The following is a 21,251-nucleotide window of genomic DNA, read 5'->3' as shown; positions in this document are numbered from 1 at the left end:
GTTACGTAGGGAGGGTATGAGATGAGGCTGGAACGTTTAAATTACAATAAGATAAAAATTTTCCTAACATTTGATGATTTATCTGAACGAGGATTAACGAAAGAAGATTTGTGGAGAAACGCACCGAAAGTACAGCAGCTATTCCGTGATATGATGCAAGAAGCGAATAAAGAATTAGGATTTGAAGCGGATGGTCCGATTGCTGTTGAAGTATTTTCTCTACAAGCGCAAGGGATGGTTGTAATTGTAACAAAAGAAAATCACGAAATGGACACAGAAGATGAGTTCCGTGACGAGTTTATTGAAATGCAAGTGACTCTTGATGAAAGTGAGCATATACTTTACGAGTTTGCTACATTGGATGATGTAATCAATTTGTCAAATCGCTTATATAACCTTGGTGTAACTAGCGGGAAGTTGTATACGTGGGATGGGCGTTTTTATCTTTGGATAGAAGAAGAAGATCAATTTCAATTACTGAAAGCGGATTTTATAGCTATTTTAGCGGAATACGGAAATTCATCTACAGCAACCATTTACCGCATCATGGAATATGGTAAGGAGTTAATGGATTCTCAAGCAGTTGAACAAATATACAATTACTTTGTGAAAAAACAAAACCTCAGCTAATGTAAAGTAGCTTGAGGTTTTATTTTTATCCTGAAAAGGATAGGGAAATCTAAAGTTTTGAAAACTGAGGGGACAAGAAGAATAGCTGATCTATTTGCAAATACTTAATTAATTTTTCTTGGTTAAATATTTATTTTATCGCACTATATTTTGATGAAATTAAAAAATATTTAAATATTTAAGTATTTTACTTTTCTAAAAGCAATAAAAGGACTATAATAATAGTGAAAACGCTTGCAATATAAAATAGTTTGTATATATTTGTTAGCGTTTTCTATTGCATTCCAAATTTAACGGTGTATACTAGGCAATGAAGGTTTACTAAACAAGTGAAATTACAGGGGGTTTACTTACTATGGTAGCCGAAAAGGGAACTCAAACGAAAACACAACAACAAAGGGAACAACATTTTGAATTGTTGAATTCAACACAAATTGTTATTAATGAAGCATTAGAAAAATTGGGTTATCCAAACGAAGTATATGAATTATTGAAAGAACCAGTTCGTATGATGACGGTGAAGATTCCAGTTCGTATGGATGACGGGACTGTTAAAATATTTACAGGATATCGTGCACAACATAATGATGCTGTTGGTCCAACGAAAGGTGGAATTCGCTTCCATCCAAATGTAACAGAAAATGAAGTGAAAGCACTTTCAATCTGGATGAGTTTAAAATGTGGTATTGTTGATTTACCATATGGTGGAGGTAAAGGTGGAATTATCTGTGACCCACGTGAAATGTCATTCCGTGAGTTAGAAAGATTAAGCCGTGGTTATGTACGAGCAATTAGCCAAATCGTTGGTCCGACAAAAGATATTCCAGCTCCAGACGTATTTACAAACTCACAAATTATGGCATGGATGATGGATGAGTATAGCCGAATTGATGAATTTAATTCACCAGGATTTATTACAGGTAAACCACTTGTATTAGGTGGATCACACGGACGTGAAACAGCGACAGCGAAAGGTGTAACAATTTGTATTCGTGAAGCTGCGAAAAAACGTGACATTGATATTAAAGGTGCACGCGTTGTTGTTCAAGGATTCGGTAATGCGGGTAGTTTCTTAGCTAAATTTATGCATGATGCAGGCGCGAAAGTAATTGCAATTTCAGATGCTTACGGTGCACTACATGATCCGAACGGATTAGATATTGACTACTTGTTAGATCGTCGCGATAGCTTCGGTACCGTAACAAAACTATTTAATAATACAATTTCAAACAAAGAACTGTTAGAACTTGATTGCGACATTTTAGTGCCAGCTGCAATTGAGAACCAAATTACAGAAGAAAATGCTGATAAGATTAAAGCGAAAATTGTAGTTGAAGCTGCAAATGGTCCAACTACATTAGAAGCAACAAAAATCTTAACAGATCGTGGTATTTTACTTGTTCCAGACGTATTAGCAAGTGCTGGTGGCGTTACAGTATCTTACTTTGAGTGGGTACAAAATAACCAAGGTTACTACTGGACTGAGGAAGAAGTAGAACAACGTTTAGAAAAAGTAATGGTAAGATCATTCGATTCAATTTATGAAACATCACAAGTTCGTAAAGTTAACATGCGCTTAGCTGCGTATATGGTTGGTGTTCGTAAAATGGCTGAGGCTAGTCGCTTCAGAGGTTGGGTATAATATATAATGTTTTGAGAAAACGTGATTTCCTTTCGAGGGAATCGCGTTTTTTGTTGAAGTTACTAGTTAAAGGTATTGAATAGGAACAATGAAATAATGGATCAAGTAGGTTAATTAGAAGAAAGAGTAGGGAGCTAGGAAGAACTAAAAATGCTCAGAGAACTAGTGTCATTCGGATTATTGGAGAGGGTCTATTACATTTTGTTTTTGGAGTGGTTGTTGTAGGGGCGATTATCGCTGTAGTATTTGGAATTATTACGTAGATTGGTGAAAAATAGAATAAAAATAAAAAGAACACTTGTTCCATACGAACAAACGTGCTATACTTTCCTTAGATAAACAAAACGGAAATGATTTTAAGGAGAGATAAATGATGAAAATGACAGTAGACCAAAGATTTATGATGCCAGCAGATGTTGTAGAACGAGTGGAAGTTTTACGAAATAAACATAGTAAGCGTGGTACATTATTACAATCAGTAAATAAGTTTTTCGGTTTAGATACGAAAGAAGATTGTGTTTGGTTTTACGGTTTTTATGGAGTAGCTGTAAGTATTTTATTATTTATGGTGTTCACATCAAATATTTTCGATTTTCTCTTCGCGTAAGAAATATGCTATATGGACATTGTCACCGAATACATATATAAGGAAGAAAGGTAATTTTTTAGAGCGGAGTTGATAGCGATGACGATGTTCCCTATAGAGCGCAACTAAATTGGATACGGAAGTTCACGACCAGGAATTCCTCTTTCAAAGGTAAGATTTATTGTTAGTCATGATACCGGGAATCCTGGTAGCAATGCGATAGGGAATCGGGATTACTTTAATGAAATACAACCGAAAGCTTCAGCGCATACATTTATAGATGACAAAACAATATTAGAAATTATTCTGATAAATGAAGTGGCATATCATGTTAGGTATAATACACCGACTGATAATGATTTGTATGGTTATGATGCGAATAAGGTTGCTATTGGAGTTGAACTTTGTTATGGGGGAGAGGTTAACTTTTGGGAAGCGTATAACCGTTTTACATGGTATCACGCTTATTTATGTCAAAATTTCGGTTTGAATCCGAAAAAAGATATTGTGTCACATAAAACACTTGATCCTACTCGGAAAATTGATCCTGAAAATGTATTAGGGCAACAAGGAATAAAATTTCAGCAGTTTTTAGCAGATGTCTATCGGATGTATGTTTCGTTTAGATGACAAATATAAGAAAAATGAATACAATAAAGATAGGTGCCTACTGCTGTAAGTAGGTTTTTTCTTGTTTATATAAATAGAGTAGAGGCAGAAGACTAGGAGTGAATCGAGTATGCAAAAAGAAACAGCTATTATTATTGGAGGCGGCCCATGTGGATTAGCAGCGGCAATTTCGCTACAAAAGGTAGGGATAAATCCATTAGTAATTGAAAAAGGAAACATTGTAAATGCAATTTATAATTATCCAACCCATCAAACATTTTTCTCTTCTAGTGAAAAATTAGAAATTGGTGAAGTTGCTTTCATTACAGAGAACCGTAAACCAGTTCGTAATCAAGCACTTGCATATTATCGTGAAGTAGTAAAACGTAAGTCGGTGCGTGTAAATGCATTTGAACGCGTGGAACAAGTCCAAAAAGATGGTGATGTTTTTAAAGTTGAAACGACGAAGCGTGACGGAAGTAAAAAAATATATGTAGCGAAGTACATTGTTGTAGCGACTGGATATTATGATAATCCGAATTATATGAATGTACCTGGTGAGCAGCTAGAAAAAGTAGCGCATTATTTCAAAGAAGGGCATCCTTATTTTGATCGAGATGTCGTTGTAATAGGTGGTAAAAATTCAAGTGTAGATGCGGCATTAGAACTTGTTAAATCGGGTGCACGTGTAACGGTGTTATACCGTGGTGGGGAATACTCACCGAGTATTAAGCCATGGATTTTGCCGGAATTTGAGGCATTAGTACGAAATGGAACAATTCAAATGCATTTTCATGCGCATGTAAAAGAAATTGCGGAACATACGTTAACATATACAGTAGAGGGTAAGGCGCATACAATTCAAAACGATTTTGTATTTGCTATGACTGGTTACCATCCGGATCACAGCTTCTTAACAAAAATGGGAGTTCGGATTGATGAAGAAACAGGGCGCCCGATTTATACAGAAGACAGTATGGAAACTAACGCTGAAAATATTTTTATTGCAGGTGTAATTGCTGCGGGAAATAATGCAAATGAAATATTTATCGAAAACGGAAGATTCCATGGAGATGCGATTGCGCAAACCATTGTATCAAGACAATAAAAAGAAGCTGTCGAAAACCTCGACAGCTTCTTTTTATTCGTGCATAAACATGTTTTGGATTGTTTCGTGAGAATTTGTATTCTCTAGTGCGACTAGTAATTTAATTCGTGCTTTTTGAGCGTTTAAGCCATATGTGAAAACAATGCCCATATCTTTTAATTGTTTTCCGCCACCTTCATAAGAGTATACGTCTTGAACGATACCGTTGAAGCAACGAGAAACTAATACAACCGGAATTCCTTTGTCTATTAATCGTCCTAGACTAAGAAGTGTTCTTGGAGGTAAATTACCTTGTCCGAGCGCTTCAATAACAATTCCGTCTACTGGTAGTGATTCGATTGCTGATAATAATGTATCATCCATACCTGCGTATGCTTTTAGAACGACAACGTTTTTAGAGATTTGTCGTATTGTATATGTTTCGTGATACACTAAAGCATGATGGAAAACAACACCACGTTTCGTTACCATACCGATTGGTCCGTATTGCGGGCTTTGGAATGTCGCAACATTACTTGTATGTGTTTTTGTTACATTTGTAGCGCAATGTATTTCATCATTTAATACAACTAGAACGCCCTTTTCAGCAGCTTCATTACTACTAGCAACTTTTACAGCGGATAAGAAGTTGTATAGACCATCAGCACCTAATTCGTTACTAGAACGCATTGCCCCTGTCACAACGATTGGAATAGTTGCTTGCACTGTTAAATCAAGAAAATAAGCTGTCTCTTCTAATGTATCCGTACCATGCGTAATGACTACGCCATGAATATCGTCTTGTTTTGCTCTTTCGTCAATGATGACTTGTAATTGTAGCATTTCGCTAGGAGTCATATGAGGAGATGGAAGATGGAACACATCTTCAACAATTAAATCAACATCGCCTTCTAAATCAGGAATAAATTTTAAAAGAGGATTTTTTTCGCCTGGTTGTACGACCCCAGTTTCTTTATCTTCCTCCATTGCAATTGTTCCACCTGTGTGTAAAACTAGGATTCTTTTCAATGCTTATACCCCTTTCGAGTTAAAAAATACATTTAGAACATAACATGTTTTGAGTAAATTCGACAATGAAAATGTATAAAAGTACGCTTAGAAAATGACAATAAACTTAATTACTTCATGTGCGTTTTGCGAAGTGGCTATTAGGTGGAGTTTTGTTTATATAAATTTATGAAATTAGATGCGTGAGTATAGAGTGGAAAGGAGCGAGTGTTTTGAAAAAAGTGGAGAAAATATTTATTCGTATATTGCTAATTCAATTTATTTGTCTTTCTGTTGTACAGCTACTCTTTATACATAAATCTTCAGTGAAATATTTATCAAAAATTGTTTATTACGAAGGTGTCGTCACGAAAAATAAGGCGGAAATTTTAAAGGTGAATAAGTAGTTTTCATTTTCTTCTATGATGGATTATGCTACAATAATTGAGGATTTAATGACGTGAAGCAAACGAGAAGAAGCAGGGGGCGAATACCTGCTTTTCGTTTTGTATTATAAGTAAAAAATGAGGTGTTACAATGGATAAACGAATTTCGATTGCTATAGATGGTCCAGCGGCTGCTGGAAAGAGTACAGTTGCAAAAGTTGTTGCAAAAAAACTTTCATATGTTTACATTGATACAGGTGCAATGTACCGTACTATTACATATGCAGCCCTTGAACAAAAAGTGGATATTGAAAATGAAGAAAAGTTAATGGAAGTTGTAAAAAATGTGAATATTGAATTTCAGCAAGGAGAAAATACGCAACTTGTATTTTTAAATGGACAAGATGTTTCTGAGGTTATTCGTACGCCTGATGTGACGAATCGAGTATCTATAGTGGCAAAACATCGTCTTGTTCGTGAAGAAATGGTACGTCGCCAACAAGAATTAGCTAAAAAAGGCGGTGTAGTAATGGATGGCCGTGACATTGGTACACATGTACTACCAGATGCTGAAGTGAAAATCTTTATGCTTGCTTCTGTAGAAGAAAGAGCGGAAAGAAGACATTTAGAAAATATGAATAAAGGTTTCGATTCTAATTTAGAGCAGTTAAAAGAAGAAATTGCTCAGCGTGATAAATTAGATTCAGAGCGTGAAGTTTCTCCTCTAAAAAAAGCCGATGATGCATTGGAATTAGATACAACTTCTTTATCAATTGAAGAAGTTGTCCAAAAAATTATGGGGATTGTTTCAGGGGTGTTTGCAAAATAAAGAAAGAGGATAATCCTCTTTCTTTTTTGTTTGTTTAGAATTGTAAAGGATAAGTGAATTATGAGTCGCTTGTCTTGACAAATGAGTCGATTTATAAGAAGTTAGTTAGAGAGGAATAAAACTGTCAGAATATATTCGCTATTATATTTCAAAACATACTTTATTCAAGACGATTTTGCTGTATACTATTTATATAGGTTTAATAGATTTTCTTGTAAAATGTATTGAAAATGAGTATGTGATGATAAATTCTTATAACATGCAAATGAAAACATTAGTTTTCATTTCGTATATACATAAAAATGCTTTGTCAATTCTGTAGGGAGGTATTTCCATGGTAGAAAAAATGAATGAAGAAGTTATGAATTCAAAAGAATTACAAGTTGGTGACGTTGTTACAGGTTCTGTAACGAAAGTTGAAGAGAAACAAGTTCTTGTAAATATTGGATACAAAACAGATGGTGTGATTCCAATTAGTGAATTAGCTAACGTTCATATTGAAAAAGCAAGCGATGTTGTAGAATTAGATCAAACTCTTGAATTGAAAATTATTAAATTAGAAGATGATGATCTTGTATTATCTAAGAGAGCTGTTGATGCAGAAAAAGCTTGGGTAGAATTACAAGAGAAATTTACTTCAGGTCATGTATTTGATGTTACTGTAAAGGATATCGTGAATGGTGGTTTAGTTGTGGATCTTGGTGTTCGTGGCTTTATTCCAGCTTCACTTGTAGAAGTGCATTATGTAGAAGATTTTACTGAATATAAAGGGAAAGCGTTAGCGGTGAAAATTGTTGAATTAGACCGTGAAAAAAATCGTGTTATCCTTTCGCATAAAGCGGTAGTAGAACAAGAACTAGATTCTAAGAAAAAAGAAGCGATTTCTTCGTTGAAAGAAGGAGATATCGTAGAGGGAACAGTACAACGATTAACTGATTTTGGTGCATTCGTAAATGTAGGCGGTGTGGACGGTTTAGTTCACATTTCACAAATTTCACACGAACGTGTGGAACAACCTTCTGAAGTATTAGAGCAAGGTCAAAAGGTAAAGGTGAAAGTGTTATCTGTTGATGCAGATACACAGCGTATTTCTTTATCAATTAAGGCGGCTCAGCCAGGACCTTGGGAAAATGTTGCTAGTGAAATAAAAGCTGGAGATATTCGCGAGGGAGTAGTAAAACGTCTTGTTACATTCGGTGCTTTCGTTGAAATTTTACCTGGCGTTGAAGGACTTGTGCATGTATCTCAAATTGCAAATCGTCATGTGAAAAATCCAAGTGAAGTACTGGAAATGGGACAGGAAGTAACGGTTAAAGTACTTGAAGTGCACGTGGCAGAAAAACGTATTTCTTTAAGCATAAAAGAAGCGCTTGAAGAAAATAATGTAGTAGAAGATTATAGCCAATACGAGCCGAATTCTGATTCTGCAACGTTCCAATTAAGTGATATTATCGGTGAACAACTGAAAAAATTAAAGAAATAAAGAGGGGTACAAGTGGTAAGGGCAAAACGTAAATTAGATCATATTGAATACGCTCTTTCTACTGGACAGTCTCGTACACATGGCTTTCATGACATTGAGTTTGTGCATCAAAGCTTGCCAAACTCAACTGTTGATAGTGTAACATGTGAAACAAAAATCGGCGAACTTTCACTAAGTTCGCCGATTTTTATCAATGCGATGACTGGTGGTGGTGGAGAGCAAACGTTACATATTAATGAGCAATTAGCATATGTAGCGAAACATCACAAACTTGCTATGGCTGTAGGTTCGCAAATGGCAGCGTTAAAAGATGAAAGTGAGGCGGCCTCTTATAAGATCATCAGAAAGGTAAACCCAAATGGTATTTTCTTTGCTAATTTGGGTAGTGAGGCAACTGTTGAACAGGCAGAGCGTGCCGTTGATATGATTGAAGCAAACGCACTGCAAATTCATTTAAATGTTATACAAGAGTTAACGATGCCTGAAGGAGACCGTGATTTTACGGGGGTACTTCAGCGAATTGAGCAAATTGTTTTAAAGAGTAAAGTTCCTGTCATTGTCAAAGAAGTAGGTTTTGGGATGAGTAAGGAAACGGTGCAACAGTTAGCAAATATAGGTGTTACAGCGGTTGATATCGGCGGACAAGGTGGTACGAACTTTGCTGCTGTTGAAAACGAAAGAAGACAGCGAATGCTTTCTTATTTTAATAACTGGGGCATACAAACAGCTACCTCGATCATTGAAGCATCCTCTACAAATAATAACCTCTCTCTTATTGCATCTGGAGGCATACAAACAGCGCTTGATGTCGCAAAAGCAATCGCATTAGGGGCGAATACGACGGCGTTTGCTGGATACTTTTTACGTATTTTAATGCAAGATGGTGTCGAGAAGTTAATTGATGAAATCGATCTATTGCATACGGATTTGAAATTTATCATGACGGCTCTTGGTGCGAAGACGATAGAAGAGTTACAATCTGTACCTCTTGTTGTAAAAGGTGAAACGTATCATTGGTTAATGCAGCGTGGTATTGATACTGCGCATTATAGCAGGAGATAAAAAAATCAACCGTTCGGTTGTTTTTTTTTTATGAAGTAGGGAGATGTTATTCCATATAATTCTATAAATAGAAAAAAGAGGGGAATTATATTGTGATTAAAATATATATAAATAAATATTGTTTAGAGAAGCTGCAATTGAAAAAAGGGGTTATACAAATGAAGAAATGTAGAAAATGTGGTGCTGAATTATTGGAGGGTGCTTAATTTTTTCATGTTTGTGGGGAGAAACATGAAAAAATTAAGAAAGTATTGCTCTCTATAATTTAGGAGAGGAGGATGTTAATAAAAAAGGAGATAATGTATCTTCAAATAGTAAAAATACAATAGGACGTATTACATATAATAGTGAAGATGTTAAGATCCATGCACGGAATATAAGAGAAAATACAGCGATTTCTGGATATAATCAAAAAGTTGAAATTTCATTAACTTCAAATGTAAGAGAAGGGGGGTTCTAGTTCAACAACAGAACAATCGACAATTAAAACGGCGAATATTGCAATCGCAGTCGGGAATAAATTGTATAGGAATCCAATGGTGAATGCGGGAAGTGGAATGGAAGCACTAATTTTCCAAGGGAATTAGGAGGAGACAAAAATAACCCATCGGAAGATTCGTATGTAAGTTATTATTTCAATATACCAAATGAAGTGAGTTTAAGTGATGCCGAAGTAGTATTACTTTCTGATCAAGGAAATACCATTGCGAGTAGGAAAATCAAGGAAGAAAAAGAAAATATTGTAGGTGCGAAAAAAGAGGCTGAGCGAAAGATAAATGAAATAGGGGAGACGGATTATGTACGTGTAGAAGTGAAGAGTAAAGATCCTTCTCTTCATACGTATTATGTTATTATATATTCTAAAAAACCAACAGGTATAGTTACGATTGGTGCCTCGTTAAGTAATCGAGTTTATAATGCGAAAACGAAAGAATTATATTATGAATAGAAATTAATAAAATAATTGTGTAAAAAGACGGTTTCGTACAATATCGAAACCGTCTTTTTGTATTGCCTATTTGAGGGCAGTAGGCCCCACCTCAAAATTCGGCGAATGCGAGGAAGTTGGGTGGGAGTCGAACTGCCCGTAAAAGCCCGATTGGTGAAGGCTAATAATTAGTGGGGGCGTACAAAAACCCACTGATTAAAGTTTCACTAAATTTAATGCTGATTTTGCTTTCGAGCTTGCTCCGGTGTGTCAAGGCTTGTTGCACCAGGATATTGTAGTGATTGGTCGCGATCAGATTCAACGCGGCGTGATTCTCTTAGTTTTCGTTCTTGGCGATCTTTACCCATTGTATGTAACACCTCCTTATTCTAAGTGTTGCTGTTATAAGAAAAACTATGCAAAAAGAAGAGAGGGATTAAGTTTTATAAAAAGTTCCCATAATGGAAAACATAGGAGGTGTAACGATGGATGGGAGTTCTTTTTATTTTGTGGCTTGGATAGGCTGGATTGTCGTGACGTTTTTTATGAAAAAGGAATCTATTCGCTGGAAGTTAAGTGCTGTTATATTGCTGTTTATTATTTGTTCTCCATTAAATATGACGATTGCTTCTTTCACGGTATCAGTAAATGCTCTTTTACTTTGTTTTATTTCTTTTGTAGGAATCACGCAATATTCTATTTGGAAAAAATTATATACCTTACTTTCGGCACTTATTATTGCAATGTTATATACAAGTTTTCATTTGTTAGAAGTATATGATCCGATTTGGATCGTGGTTGATAGGTTGTTTTTGTTAAGTAGTGCTCTTGTGTATGCATCGATTTTATTACATGGGGATCGCATATTACGATTATGCTCCTTATATATAGGGATGTTACAAGGGGAATTGCTAGTGACACTTATTTTTCGGAAACTAAATTTTCCCTATGATTACGGTAGTTTAGCATTTTTTGATATCGTCGCCGTTTCTACATTATTTATGGCAATTTTATTTTGGATTGCGAAAGCATCAGTATACATGGAACAGTTTAAGCGGAAAACACGTAAAAGAAAGACGAGGGTAATACATGACTGAATATACACCAGCCATTTTATGTGGCGTAATTGCAGGGACAGTAACTAGGGTGTTAATGCTTCGCACAGATACGAGGCAATATCCGACGAGGCTTCACGGAAAAATTATTCATATTGCGATGGGTTTAATTGCAGCGGCTTTAGGAGCGATTGCTATCCCGTCTATTTTGAAAAAAGATTTTTCTGCAATTACATTTCTTACATTAGCAGCGACGCAATTTCGTGATGTGCGCAACATGGAAAGAAATACACTTCAACAATTAGATGGATATGAGCTCGTACCGCGTGGCAATACATACATTGAAGGAATTGCATTAGTATTTGAAAGTCGTAACTATTTGGCGATGTTAACGTCGTTTGTGACAACGTTTGCGTATATAGGATTCCATTCGTGGATTGCCGGGATAATAACTGGTATAATAGCATTTTTTATCTCGAAAATATTAATGTCTGGTAAAAGGCTCCATGATCTTGTAGAGATTGAGCATGTTCCACTCCATTTTGAAGGGGCGGGACTTTATATTGATAATATTTATATTATGAATATTGGATTGCCAGCAAGGCAAGAAGAAATTATGAAATATGGAATGGGCTTTATTTTAAAGCCGAAATCGATCGATGCGATGGTTACAATCGCAAATTTAGGACAACGTCAAGCTATTTTACATGATGTTTCTGTTGCTTTAGGGGTATATAAAGATTCTGGTACACCGGCACTTGTGCCGTTAGCGAAGCGTGATTTAGAGGATGGGAGAGTCGGGATTTTTGTTCTTCCGCAAGATCAAGATGCAGAGAAAGCGATAGGGGTAATTGGAAATGTCCCAACATTAGAGAGTGCTGTTCATATGTCATCGGAAGCTCCGAAGGGAAGGGGAGATAAGAGATGATGTTAGAAAGTGTTATTCTCGCAGTTATTACAACAACGCCGGAAAAATTTGCAGGTGGTGCCCCTTTATTTGTTTGTGAGTCGACAGAGGAACTAGAATTTGTTGCAAATAATTTAGAAGCCATTTTAGATGGTATTGCGCATCGCTTACAAGAGAATGTATATATTATTGTGAAACATTAGCAACGTGTGGTATAATGTGAGGTGTTTTGATACGTTGAGAAATATTCTGGAATGCAAATCCCTTCTTGCACAAAGAAGGGTTTTTTACATAATAAACAGAAGCAAGTTGAAAGGATGAAAGTATATGCCGAAACCAGTAATAGCGATAGTAGGCCGCCCGAACGTAGGGAAATCTACTATTTTTAATAGAATTGTTGGAGAAAGAGTTTCAATTGTAGAAGATATCCCGGGTGTAACACGAGACCGTATTTATAGTGCGGGAGAATGGTTAAATCATGAATTTAACATTATTGATACAGGTGGAATTGATATTGGAGACGAGCCGTTCTTGACACAAATTCGTCAACAAGCGGAAGTAGCGATTGATGAAGCGGATGTTATCATTTTCATGACAAATGGTCGCGATGGTGTAACTGCAGCTGATGAAGAAGTTGCTAAAATTTTATATCGTTCGAACAAACCTGTTGTACTTGCGGTAAATAAGGTTGATAATCCAGAAATGCGTAGTGATATTTATGATTTTTATGCATTAGGATTTGGCGAGCCATTCCCAATTTCAGGTACGCACGGTTTAGGACTAGGTGATTTGTTAGATGAGGCTGCGAATCATTTTCCAAAGATTGAAGAAGAAGCGTATGACGATGAAACAATCCGTTTCTCTTTAATTGGACGTCCAAACGTAGGGAAATCATCACTTGTAAATGCACTTCTTGGTCAAGAACGTGTAATTGTAAGTAATGTAGCGGGAACGACACGTGATGCTGTCGATACACCATATAGTAAAGATGGTCAAGATTATGTAATCATCGATACAGCTGGTATGCGTAAAAAAGGAAAAGTATACGAAAGTACAGAAAAGTATAGTGTACTTCGTGCACTTAGAGCGATTGAACGTTCTGACGTTGTCTTAGTCGTTTTAGACGGAGAAGAAGGAATTATTGAGCAAGATAAAAAAATCGCTGGATATGCTCATGATTCAGGACGAGCTGTTATTATCGTCGTAAACAAATGGGATGCAGTTAAGAAAGATGAGAAAACAATGAAAGCATTTGAAGAAAACATTCGTGCTCATTTCCAATTTTTAGATTATGCGCCGATTGTATTCTTATCTGCGAAAACGAAAAAACGTACACAAACATTATTACCGGTTATTAATGAAGTAAATGAAAGCCATAGTATCCGTGTACAAACGAATGTATTAAATGATGTAATTATGGATGCGGTAGCGATGAATCCAACGCCGACTCATAATGGTAGCCGTCTGAAAATCTTCTATGCGACACAGGTTGCGGTAAAACCACCAACATTTGTTGTGTTTGTAAACGATACAGAATTAATGCACTTTTCATATGAGCGCTTCTTAAAGAATCGTTTACGTGAAGCGTTCGGTTTTGTAGGAACGCCGATTCACATTATCGCTAGAGCAAGAGACTAATGGAGAGGATGTGATTTTATGACAAAAATCACAGTAATTGGAGCAGGTAGCTGGGGAACAGCGTTAGCGATGGTATTAGCTGACAATGGGCATGATGTACGTATTTGGGGAAACCGTTCTGAACTCATGGATGAAATTAATACGAAGCATGAGAACAGTAGATATCTTCCAGGGATTACATTGCCAAGCACAATCGTAGCCTACTCTTCTTTAGAAGAAGCATTAGTAAATGTAAACACAGTACTGCTAGTAGTACCGACGAAAGCGTACCGAGACGTATTGCAAGAGATGAAAGAAATTGTTACAGAACCAATTACTTGGATTCATGCAAGTAAAGGAATCGAACCAGGCACGTCAAAACGTATTTCGGAAATGATTGAGGAAGAAATTCCAGAGAACTTGATCAAAGATGTTGTTGTACTGTCTGGACCGAGCCATGCTGAAGAGGTAGGTTTACGTCAAGCGACAACTGTCACGTCCGCAGCTAAACGTATGGAAGCGGCTGAGGGAGTACAGGATTTGTTTATGAATAGCTATTTCCGTGTATATACAAATCCAGATATCGTTGGAGTTGAACTTGGTGGTGCTTTAAAAAATATTATTGCACTAGCTGCCGGAATAACTGACGGACTTGGATTAGGTGATAATGCGAAAGCGGCATTAATGACACGTGGTTTAACGGAAATTGCTCGTTTAGGAAGAAAGATGGGCGGAAATCCACTTACATTTGCTGGCTTAACTGGTATGGGTGACTTAATTGTAACTTGTACAAGTGTGCATAGCCGAAATTGGCGTGCAGGAAATATGCTTGGAAAAGGACACTCTTTAGAAGAAGTGTTAGAAAGCATGGGTATGGTTGTTGAAGGTGTACGAACAACGAAAGCTGCCCATGAGTTGGCAGAGAAAATGGAAGTTGAAATGCCGATTACAGCGGCTTTATATGACGTGTTGTTCAATGAGAATAATGTAAAATATGCAGTAGGCTCATTGATGGGACGTGTTCGAAAACATGAAGTTGAAGCGATACCTGATTTGTTATAAAAAAAGCGGTAGAAGTACATTTCGTACTTCTACCGCTTTTTTATTTTTTATGGGTCTTTTCACCAATTTTTCATTTTTGCATAGGATGAAGAGTAACTTGAGGAGAGGGTGAAAAGAATGGATAACAACATTTTTAGTAACATTGAAAAAGAAGCGAAAGTGAACAAAGAAGATATTTTTAAATTAGCGTCGTCTGTTCAAAATGCGAACTTACGTGATGAGAAAGTGCTTCGCCAATTGATTCATCAAGTTGCTCTAATGGCAGGACGTGAAGTGCCAAAAGAGCAAGAGGATCAAATTGTAAAAGCAATCATTAACAATAATATGCCAGCGGATTTTAGCTCGTTAAGTAAAATGTTTAAAAAGTAAAATATGAGAAACAAAGAGTTTAGAGAATGCATATGATAGTCATGAAAGAATGGGAATAGAGCTGTTAAGGGCATATTTGGTCAACCGAAGCGCGAAATAACGTGCTTCGGTTTTATTATTTTATATAAATTTTGTTAATTCACGGTAAAATGCGGATTTCTATTTGTTTAAAGATTTTAATTTGTTAAAATAGTATAAAAATAGTTAAAAAGTAAAGGGGTGTATATATGTCGGAAGGGCTTATAAAAATGTGGTTTGCTTTAGGTTCAATTGGATTTATGTTTCTTGCGGTAAGTTTTATTTTATTAAGTAGGCATAAAATGAAGAATAAATTTTTGAAAGGGATTACAGCGTTAGTAGCGTACACCCTCATGATTGTATCTGGAATTGTTATTTTTCTTGTTGTATTTAGTGGTCCTATTGAGCAATAGAGGATGTGTAGTTGATAAATGTTACAAAAGGAACAGTCCATACTAGCATGAAAAGGTGATTGTCAGTGAAAAAAATCTATATTATTTTAATATTTTGTTGCATAAGCATTTTAACAGGGTGTATGTATCCAAGAGAAAATATGAAACAAAATGCTATTCCTTATGAAGATCAGTTACAAGTTGTACAAAAAGCCATTACTACATATAGGGAGCAAACTGATGGCTTATTACCAATTAAGACACGTGATATGAGTACACCGATTTATCAGAAGTATCCAATTGACTTTCAAAAAATTGCTCCTCGATACATACAAGAGGCACCAGGGAATGCATATGAAAGTGGTGGCGTATATCAATATGTATTAATAGATGTTGAAACAAATCCAACAGTAAAGTTAATTGATGTTAGGATGGCGGAACAAATTCAAGAAGTGACATTAAAGCTTAAGATGTATCGTGATGAACATCAATATCCACCTTTTAAAAAAGTAATTACAGATGGTGTTTATGAATTGGATTTCAAAAAACTAGGATATAAAGATGTACCACAAGTGACAAGTCCATATTCTGGAAAGGGACTTCCTCTTGTAATCAATGAAAAAGGTGAAGTGTTTGTTGATTATAGAATTGACTTATATGAAGCGTTGAAAAAAAATGAAGGGCAATTTAAGGAAGGGGAAGATATTCGGAATATACTATCGAAAGATTCCCCATTTGTTCCTGCATATTCTTTACCGTATACAGTAAAGGACGGAGAACCAATTTTTTTTAAATCATAAGTCATGAACCTTTCTTTTAGCGAATAAGTTCTAGAAGAAAGGTTTTTTATGTTATACAACTTGCGATGCAAACAAAAGGTATTTTTTAAATAGTCATATGAAATTGGACAAAATTATATGATATATTGTCCGGATTTCTAGAATACCATTATATTATATCAGATATTATAGGCAACGTTAGAGAAGGTATTAGTTGACTATAAATGTGGAATTATTCCCAAAAATTTCGAGGGAGGGAATCACTTGGAAAAGGTAGACATTTTTAAAGATATTGCGGAACGCACAGGCGGTGATATTTATTTTGGAGTTGTAGGAGCTGTTCGAACAGGGAAATCAACGTTTATTAAAAAATTTATGGAACTTGTTGTTATTCCAAATATTGAAAATGAGTCAGACCGTCAAAGAGCGCAGGATGAACTGCCTCAAAGTGCTGCTGGTCGTACAATTATGACGACGGAACCGAAGTTTGTTCCAAACCAAGCGGTTTCTATCGAAGTAGATGAAGGTCTTGAAGTGAATATTCGATTAGTAGATTGTGTTGGATATACAGTTCCAGGAGCAAAAGGCTATGAGGATGAGAACGGCCCGCGCATGATTAATACTCCTTGGTATGAAGAGCCTATTCCATTCCATGAAGCTGCAGAAATTGGAACGCGTAAAGTAATTCAAGAGCACTCAACAATTGGTGTAGTTATTACAACAGATGGAACGATTGGTGAAATTCCAAGGAGAGATTATATAGAGGCAGAAGAACGCGTTGTAAACGAGTTAAAAGAAGTAGGAAAGCCTTTCATTATGATTATCAACACTGTGCAGCCATATCATCCAGATACAGAGCAGTTACGTCAAAGTTTATCTGAAGAATATGATATCCCAGTAATTGCAATGAGTGTTGAGAGTTTAAGAGAAACAGATGTGTATAATGTACTTCGAGAAGCACTATTTGAGTTCCCGGTTTTAGAAGTGAATGTAAACCTTCCAAGCTGGGTAATGGTGCTAAATGAAGGACATTGGTTACGCCAAAGTTATCAAGAAGCAGTTCAAGAGACTGTGAAGGATATAAAACGTCTTCGTGATGTGGATCGTGTCGTTTGGCAGTTTAGTCAATATGAATTTATTGATCGAGCAAGTTTAGCTGGCATTGATATGGGGCAAGGGGTAGCGGAGATTGATTTATATGCACCAGATGAATTATATGATCAAATTTTAAAAGAAGTAGTAGGAGTGGAGATTCGGGGGAAAGATCATTTATTGAAACTTATGCTCGATTTATCTCATGCGAAAACAGAATATGATCAAGTGGCAGATGCTTTACGTATGGTAAAACAAACAGGATATGGAGTAGCGGCGCCTGCGTTAGCTGATATGAGTTTAGATGAACCGGAAATTATTCGTCACGGTTCAAGATTCGGTGTTAAATTAAAGGCTGTTGCCCCGTCTATTCATATGATTAAAGTGGATGTAGAATCAACATTTGAACCGATTATTGGTACTGAAAAGCAAAGTGAAGAACTAGTTCGTTATTTGATGCAGGACTTTGAAGATGATCCGCTATCAATCTGGAATTCTGATATATTTGGGCGCTCTCTCAGCTCCATTGTTAGAGAAGGAATTCAAGCGAAGTTATCTCTAATGCCAGAAAACGCTCGATATAAGTTGAAAGAAACGCTAGAAAGAATTATTAATGAAGGATCTGGTGGATTAATTGCGATTATTTTATAAGAAAGAAAATCCCTCTAATTGTAGAGGGATTTTCTTTCTTTTTGATTATGTAATAGAAAAATAAACAGTCATTATCTAATACTTTGTTGTAATTTGTCAAGTTTCATCAGATTTTCACATTTTAAGAGTAACAATTTCCTTAAAAATATTGAATTATAAAGGAGAATCGTATAATATAGGCGTTGATAATGATTTATCTACATCTTTGTAGTATAGAATTTGCAAAAATTGCCTACAAATGAAAGTAAGACTCATTTTATGATCATTATACAGTCTTATCTTTGGGAGGAGGTGAATGGCATGAACAAGACAGATTTAATCAATGCTGTTGCAGAAGCAAGTTCCCTTTCTAAAAAGGACGCAACAAAAGCAGTGGACGCTGTTTTTGATTCTATCTTAGAAGCTTTAAAACAAGGTGATAAAGTACAACTAATCGGATTCGGTAACTTCGAAGTTCGTGAGCGTGCGGCTCGTAAAGGTCGTAACCCACAAACAGGTGAGGAGATTGAAATCGCTGCAAGTAAAGTACCTGCATTCAAACCTGGTAAAGCGTTAAAAGATGCGGTTAAATAATCCTTACATATTAACAGGGAAGAAGAGTTTCCTTTTTGGAAACTCTTCTTTTTGCTTTTAAAAACATAAATATGCTAGAATGTGTTCGTATCACTTTTAGGTTTTTCGGGAGGGCTAGCGGATGGCAAAAGTTAATTTAGAGCAAATTGAACATGCAGTACGTCTTATTTTAGAGGCAATCGGAGATGACCCAAATCGTGAAGGAGTACTTGATACACCGAAACGTGTTGCGAAAATGTACGCAGAAGTATTCTCGGGCATGCATGAGGATCCAAAAGAGCATTTACATAAAGTGTTCGGAGAAGATCACGAAGAGCTTGTACTAGTAAAAGATATACCATTTTATTCGATGTGTGAGCATCATCTTGTTCCGTTCTATGGAGTTGCTCACGTTGCATATATTCCGCAAGGTGGAAAAGTAACGGGGCTAAGTAAATTAGCTCGTACTGTAGACACAATTGCACGTCGTCCACAATTACAGGAACGTATTACATCAACAGTAGCGAATTCTATTATGGAAGTATTAGAGCCGCATGGTGTGATGGTAATCGTAGAAGCAGAGCATATGTGCATGACAATGCGTGGTGTGAAAAAACCTGGTGCGAAAACAGTGACAACAGCAGTACGTGGTGTGTTAGAAAAAGATGCAGCAGCACGCAATGAAATTTTATCGTTTATTAAGACGAAGTAAAGAAAAGCGGGAAACTGCTTTTCTTTTTTTTTTATGTAAATAAATGATATAGTTTTAGTATGAAAGAGCAAGAATATAAAGGTTACGTGTTACATCCTCCTTTTCTGAAAATGAATGTTTGTAGTTGTTAGAGAAGAAGATAACTCGTATGAATGAAAGCTGTTACTTAATTCGGTGGCAGTTTGGCAGAAGTAGCCAAGTTTTGATTATAGAAAATAGAATGTATGTGTTATAATAAGTTTTATGAATTAGAAAACAAGGGTGATTTTTTGTGTGTGACATCTACGGAGGGTATGCGGATATTAAAGAGAATTTGATGGAGAAATTACGCCATCCTTATTTTATAAACTATATTGAAGAACCATTTATTGATGAAGAAAAAATAGCGCTGTTATATGGCGCATTAAAGAGCGCAAATTTACATAAAGAACAAATTGATCATTATGTAGTAACGATTATGCTTGTACAAATTGCTCTTGATACACATGAAAAAGTATCAAATAAAGCAAATGAAGAGACGAGTGGTTTCCATAAGCGTCGTCAATTGACAGTTCTTGCGGGTGATTATTATAGTGGTCTATACTATTACTTATTGTCAATGAATTGTGATATTGTCTTAATTCGTGCACTTGCTGAAGGAATTAAGGAGATTAATGAACATAAAATTATGTTATATCAAAAAGCACATGTGACGATTGAAGACATAATGGAAAGTGTAGTAATGATTGAATCTGCACTTTTGCAAAAAACATGTGATCATTTTCATTTATCCAATTGGAAACCATATATAACTTATGCGTTAGGAAAAAATCGTCTTCAAAAAGAGTGTCAATTGTATGCTGATGAACAAAATTCACCTGTTTTTCAAGCAGTTCAAGAAATCTCATTGGATGATGATAAAAATGTAGAAACAGTTATTAATGAATGGCTTATGGAAATGAGAAAGCAGGAAAATAATTTTTTAGAAAATCATACAGAAATTAGTGAGATAATTTCTACGTTAAGAGATAAATCAAGAACATAAGCAATTTTACATTGGAAGAAGGTACGAGCATGCAACAATCAAAAGAAGAAAGAGTACATGACGTATTTGAAAAAATTTCTGATAAATACGATGTGATGAATTCTGTAATTAGTTTTCAAAGGCATAAGGCATGGCGCAAAGAGACAATGCGAATTATGGATGTAAAACCTGGGAGTAAAGCACTCGATGTGTGCTGCGGGACGGCAGATTGGACAATTGCGCTAGCGGGAGCTGTAGGAGAAAATGGAAAGGTTTACGGTTTAGACTTTAGCGAAAATATGCTAGCTGTCGGTAAACAAAAAGTAGAAGCTTTAGAGTTAAAGCAAGTAGAACTTATGCATGGAAATGCAATGGAGCTTCCCTTTGAAGATAATACGTTTGATTATGTAACGATTGGCTTTGGTTTACGTAATGTTCCGGATTACATGCAAGTATTGAAAGAAATGACGCGTGTAGTAAAGCCTGGTGGAAAAGTAATTTGTTTAGAAACATCTCAACCAACAATGATAGGTTTTCGTCAAGGGTATATCTTATACTTTAAATATATCATGCCGTTATTTGGAAAGATGTTTGCAAAAAGTTATAAAGAATATTCATGGCTTCAGGAATCTGCTAGTACTTTCCCAGGAATGAAAGAGCTAGCGAATATGTTTGAAAAAGCTGGGCTGGAACATGTGCAAGTGAAACCATTTACTTTTGGTGTAGCAGCTATGCATTTAGGTTTTAAACCAGAATCAAAATAGAAAAAAGACGTTTTAGGTTAAGGTGAAC

25 protein-coding genes are annotated in these 21,251 nt (G+C 35.9%); 23 read left to right on the top strand and 2 right to left on the bottom strand.

The genetic code is table 11. The features are described from left to right. Positions 1-21: 21 nt before the first annotated feature. The 5 genes from ACTFQM_RS07975 to ACTFQM_RS07955 all read left to right on the top strand — a co-directional run bounded on the left by ACTFQM_RS07975 (position 22) and on the right by ACTFQM_RS07955 (position 4,575). Positions 22-630, top strand: coding sequence for a genetic competence negative regulator (locus ACTFQM_RS07975; protein ID WP_002171136.1), 609 nt, complete (start codon positions 22-24; stop codon positions 628-630). A gap of 355 nt (positions 631-985) precedes the next feature. After that, positions 986-2,272, top strand: a complete 1,287-nt coding sequence (gudB, locus tag ACTFQM_RS07970; RefSeq protein WP_002171137.1) for an NAD-specific glutamate dehydrogenase — start codon at positions 986-988, stop codon at positions 2,270-2,272. A 370-nt stretch (positions 2,273-2,642) separates the two neighbouring features. Next, on the top strand, positions 2,643-2,879 hold the full coding sequence (locus ACTFQM_RS07965) for a DUF3961 domain-containing protein (RefSeq protein WP_025147246.1): 237 nt from the start codon (positions 2,643-2,645) through the stop codon (positions 2,877-2,879). 108 nt (positions 2,880-2,987) lie between these two features. After that, positions 2,988-3,488, top strand: coding sequence for a peptidoglycan recognition protein family protein (locus ACTFQM_RS07960; protein ID WP_440034403.1), 501 nt, complete (start codon positions 2,988-2,990; stop codon positions 3,486-3,488). A 109-nt stretch (positions 3,489-3,597) separates the two neighbouring features. Further along, the gene (locus ACTFQM_RS07955; RefSeq protein WP_440033988.1) at positions 3,598-4,575 is read left to right on the top strand and encodes a YpdA family putative bacillithiol disulfide reductase; all 978 of its coding nucleotides are present in this window, start codon (positions 3,598-3,600) and stop codon (positions 4,573-4,575) included. A 33-nt stretch (positions 4,576-4,608) separates the two neighbouring features. Here the strand turns inward: ACTFQM_RS07955 and ansA are convergent, their stop codons facing one another. Next, a complete protein-coding gene (gene ansA, locus ACTFQM_RS07950; protein ID WP_440033987.1) occupies positions 4,609-5,583 on the bottom strand; it encodes an asparaginase in 975 nt (324 codons plus the stop codon). Positions 5,584-5,795: 212 nt separating this feature from the next. Between ansA and ACTFQM_RS07945 the strand changes: the two genes are divergently transcribed. The 5 genes from ACTFQM_RS07945 (at position 5,796) to ACTFQM_RS07925 (ending at position 10,271) form a co-directional block, all read left to right on the top strand. After that, a complete protein-coding gene (locus ACTFQM_RS07945; RefSeq protein ID WP_088030389.1) occupies positions 5,796-5,969 on the top strand; it encodes a DUF5359 family protein in 174 nt (57 codons plus the stop codon). 130 nt (positions 5,970-6,099) lie between these two features. Continuing rightward, complete coding sequence (gene cmk / locus ACTFQM_RS07940; protein ID WP_002171142.1) at positions 6,100-6,777, top strand: (d)CMP kinase; 678 nt, start codon at positions 6,100-6,102, stop codon at positions 6,775-6,777. Between the two features lie 334 nt (positions 6,778-7,111). Further along, positions 7,112-8,260, top strand: a complete 1,149-nt coding sequence (gene rpsA / locus ACTFQM_RS07935; RefSeq protein WP_440033986.1) for a 30S ribosomal protein S1 — start codon at positions 7,112-7,114, stop codon at positions 8,258-8,260. A gap of 12 nt (positions 8,261-8,272) precedes the next feature. Further along, positions 8,273-9,322 (top strand): type 2 isopentenyl-diphosphate Delta-isomerase, encoded by a 1,050-nt coding sequence (gene fni, locus ACTFQM_RS07930; RefSeq protein ID WP_265621209.1) that lies wholly within the window; start codon positions 8,273-8,275, stop codon positions 9,320-9,322. Between the two features lie 652 nt (positions 9,323-9,974). Beyond that, positions 9,975-10,271, top strand: coding sequence for a hypothetical protein (locus tag ACTFQM_RS07925; RefSeq protein ID WP_440033985.1), 297 nt, complete (start codon positions 9,975-9,977; stop codon positions 10,269-10,271). Positions 10,272-10,483: 212 nt separating this feature from the next. Here ACTFQM_RS07925 and ACTFQM_RS07920 read toward each other — a convergent pair whose 3' ends face one another. Beyond that, positions 10,484-10,618 carry a YpzI family protein gene (locus tag ACTFQM_RS07920; protein ID WP_000513901.1) on the bottom strand — a complete coding sequence of 45 codons (135 nt, stop codon included), beginning with the start codon at positions 10,616-10,618 and terminating at the stop codon, positions 10,484-10,486. A gap of 117 nt (positions 10,619-10,735) precedes the next feature. Between ACTFQM_RS07920 and ACTFQM_RS07915 the strand changes: the two genes are divergently transcribed. From ACTFQM_RS07915 to menG, 13 genes are all read left to right on the top strand, one after another. Next, positions 10,736-11,347, top strand: coding sequence for a YphA family membrane protein (locus ACTFQM_RS07915; RefSeq protein WP_440033984.1), 612 nt, complete (start codon positions 10,736-10,738; stop codon positions 11,345-11,347). Beyond that, positions 11,340-12,233, top strand: coding sequence for a YIEGIA family protein (locus ACTFQM_RS07910; protein ID WP_025147239.1), 894 nt, complete (start codon positions 11,340-11,342; stop codon positions 12,231-12,233). Before ACTFQM_RS07915 ends, ACTFQM_RS07910 begins: the two co-directional genes overlap by 8 nt. Continuing rightward, positions 12,230-12,415 carry a capping complex subunit for YIEGIA gene (locus ACTFQM_RS07905; RefSeq protein ID WP_000979059.1) on the top strand — a complete coding sequence of 62 codons (186 nt, stop codon included), beginning with the start codon at positions 12,230-12,232 and terminating at the stop codon, positions 12,413-12,415. Before ACTFQM_RS07910 ends, ACTFQM_RS07905 begins: the two co-directional genes overlap by 4 nt. Before the next feature lie 124 nt (positions 12,416-12,539). After that, a complete protein-coding gene (gene der, locus ACTFQM_RS07900; RefSeq protein ID WP_025147238.1) occupies positions 12,540-13,850 on the top strand; it encodes a ribosome biogenesis GTPase Der in 1,311 nt (436 codons plus the stop codon). Positions 13,851-13,868: 18 nt separating this feature from the next. After that, positions 13,869-14,891 carry an NAD(P)H-dependent glycerol-3-phosphate dehydrogenase gene (locus tag ACTFQM_RS07895; protein ID WP_440033983.1) on the top strand — a complete coding sequence of 341 codons (1,023 nt, stop codon included), beginning with the start codon at positions 13,869-13,871 and terminating at the stop codon, positions 14,889-14,891. 117 nt (positions 14,892-15,008) lie between these two features. Further along, entirely contained in the window at positions 15,009-15,260 is a 252-nt protein-coding gene (locus ACTFQM_RS07890) for a stage VI sporulation protein F (protein WP_002171154.1), read from the top strand. A 227-nt stretch (positions 15,261-15,487) separates the two neighbouring features. Beyond that, positions 15,488-15,691 (top strand): DUF2768 domain-containing protein, encoded by a 204-nt coding sequence (locus ACTFQM_RS07885; protein ID WP_002171155.1) that lies wholly within the window; start codon positions 15,488-15,490, stop codon positions 15,689-15,691. Between the two features lie 65 nt (positions 15,692-15,756). Next, on the top strand, positions 15,757-16,470 hold the full coding sequence (locus ACTFQM_RS07880; RefSeq protein ID WP_440033982.1) for a hypothetical protein: 714 nt from the start codon (positions 15,757-15,759) through the stop codon (positions 16,468-16,470). 243 nt (positions 16,471-16,713) lie between these two features. After that, entirely contained in the window at positions 16,714-18,192 is a 1,479-nt protein-coding gene (gene spoIVA / locus ACTFQM_RS07875) for a stage IV sporulation protein A (protein ID WP_000416521.1), read from the top strand. A 300-nt stretch (positions 18,193-18,492) separates the two neighbouring features. Next, positions 18,493-18,765, top strand: coding sequence for an HU family DNA-binding protein (locus tag ACTFQM_RS07870; RefSeq protein ID WP_001043860.1), 273 nt, complete (start codon positions 18,493-18,495; stop codon positions 18,763-18,765). 121 nt (positions 18,766-18,886) lie between these two features. Beyond that, a complete protein-coding gene (gene folE, locus ACTFQM_RS07865) occupies positions 18,887-19,456 on the top strand; it encodes a GTP cyclohydrolase I FolE (RefSeq protein WP_002171157.1) in 570 nt (189 codons plus the stop codon). Positions 19,457-19,727: 271 nt separating this feature from the next. Continuing rightward, on the top strand, positions 19,728-20,480 hold the full coding sequence (locus tag ACTFQM_RS07860) for a heptaprenyl diphosphate synthase component 1 (protein ID WP_440033981.1): 753 nt from the start codon (positions 19,728-19,730) through the stop codon (positions 20,478-20,480). 29 nt (positions 20,481-20,509) lie between these two features. After that, positions 20,510-21,223, top strand: coding sequence for a 2-heptaprenyl-1,4-naphthoquinone methyltransferase (gene menG / locus ACTFQM_RS07855; protein WP_025147233.1), 714 nt, complete (start codon positions 20,510-20,512; stop codon positions 21,221-21,223). Positions 21,224-21,251: the final 28 nt, after the last annotated feature.

Origin of the sequence: Bacillus cereus group sp. MYBK30-2 (assembly GCF_051915945.1) — a bacterium.
Classification (GTDB): domain Bacteria; phylum Bacillota; class Bacilli; order Bacillales; family Bacillaceae_G; genus Bacillus_A; species Bacillus_A paramycoides.
This window is presented reverse-complemented; position numbering and strand designations above follow the sequence as displayed.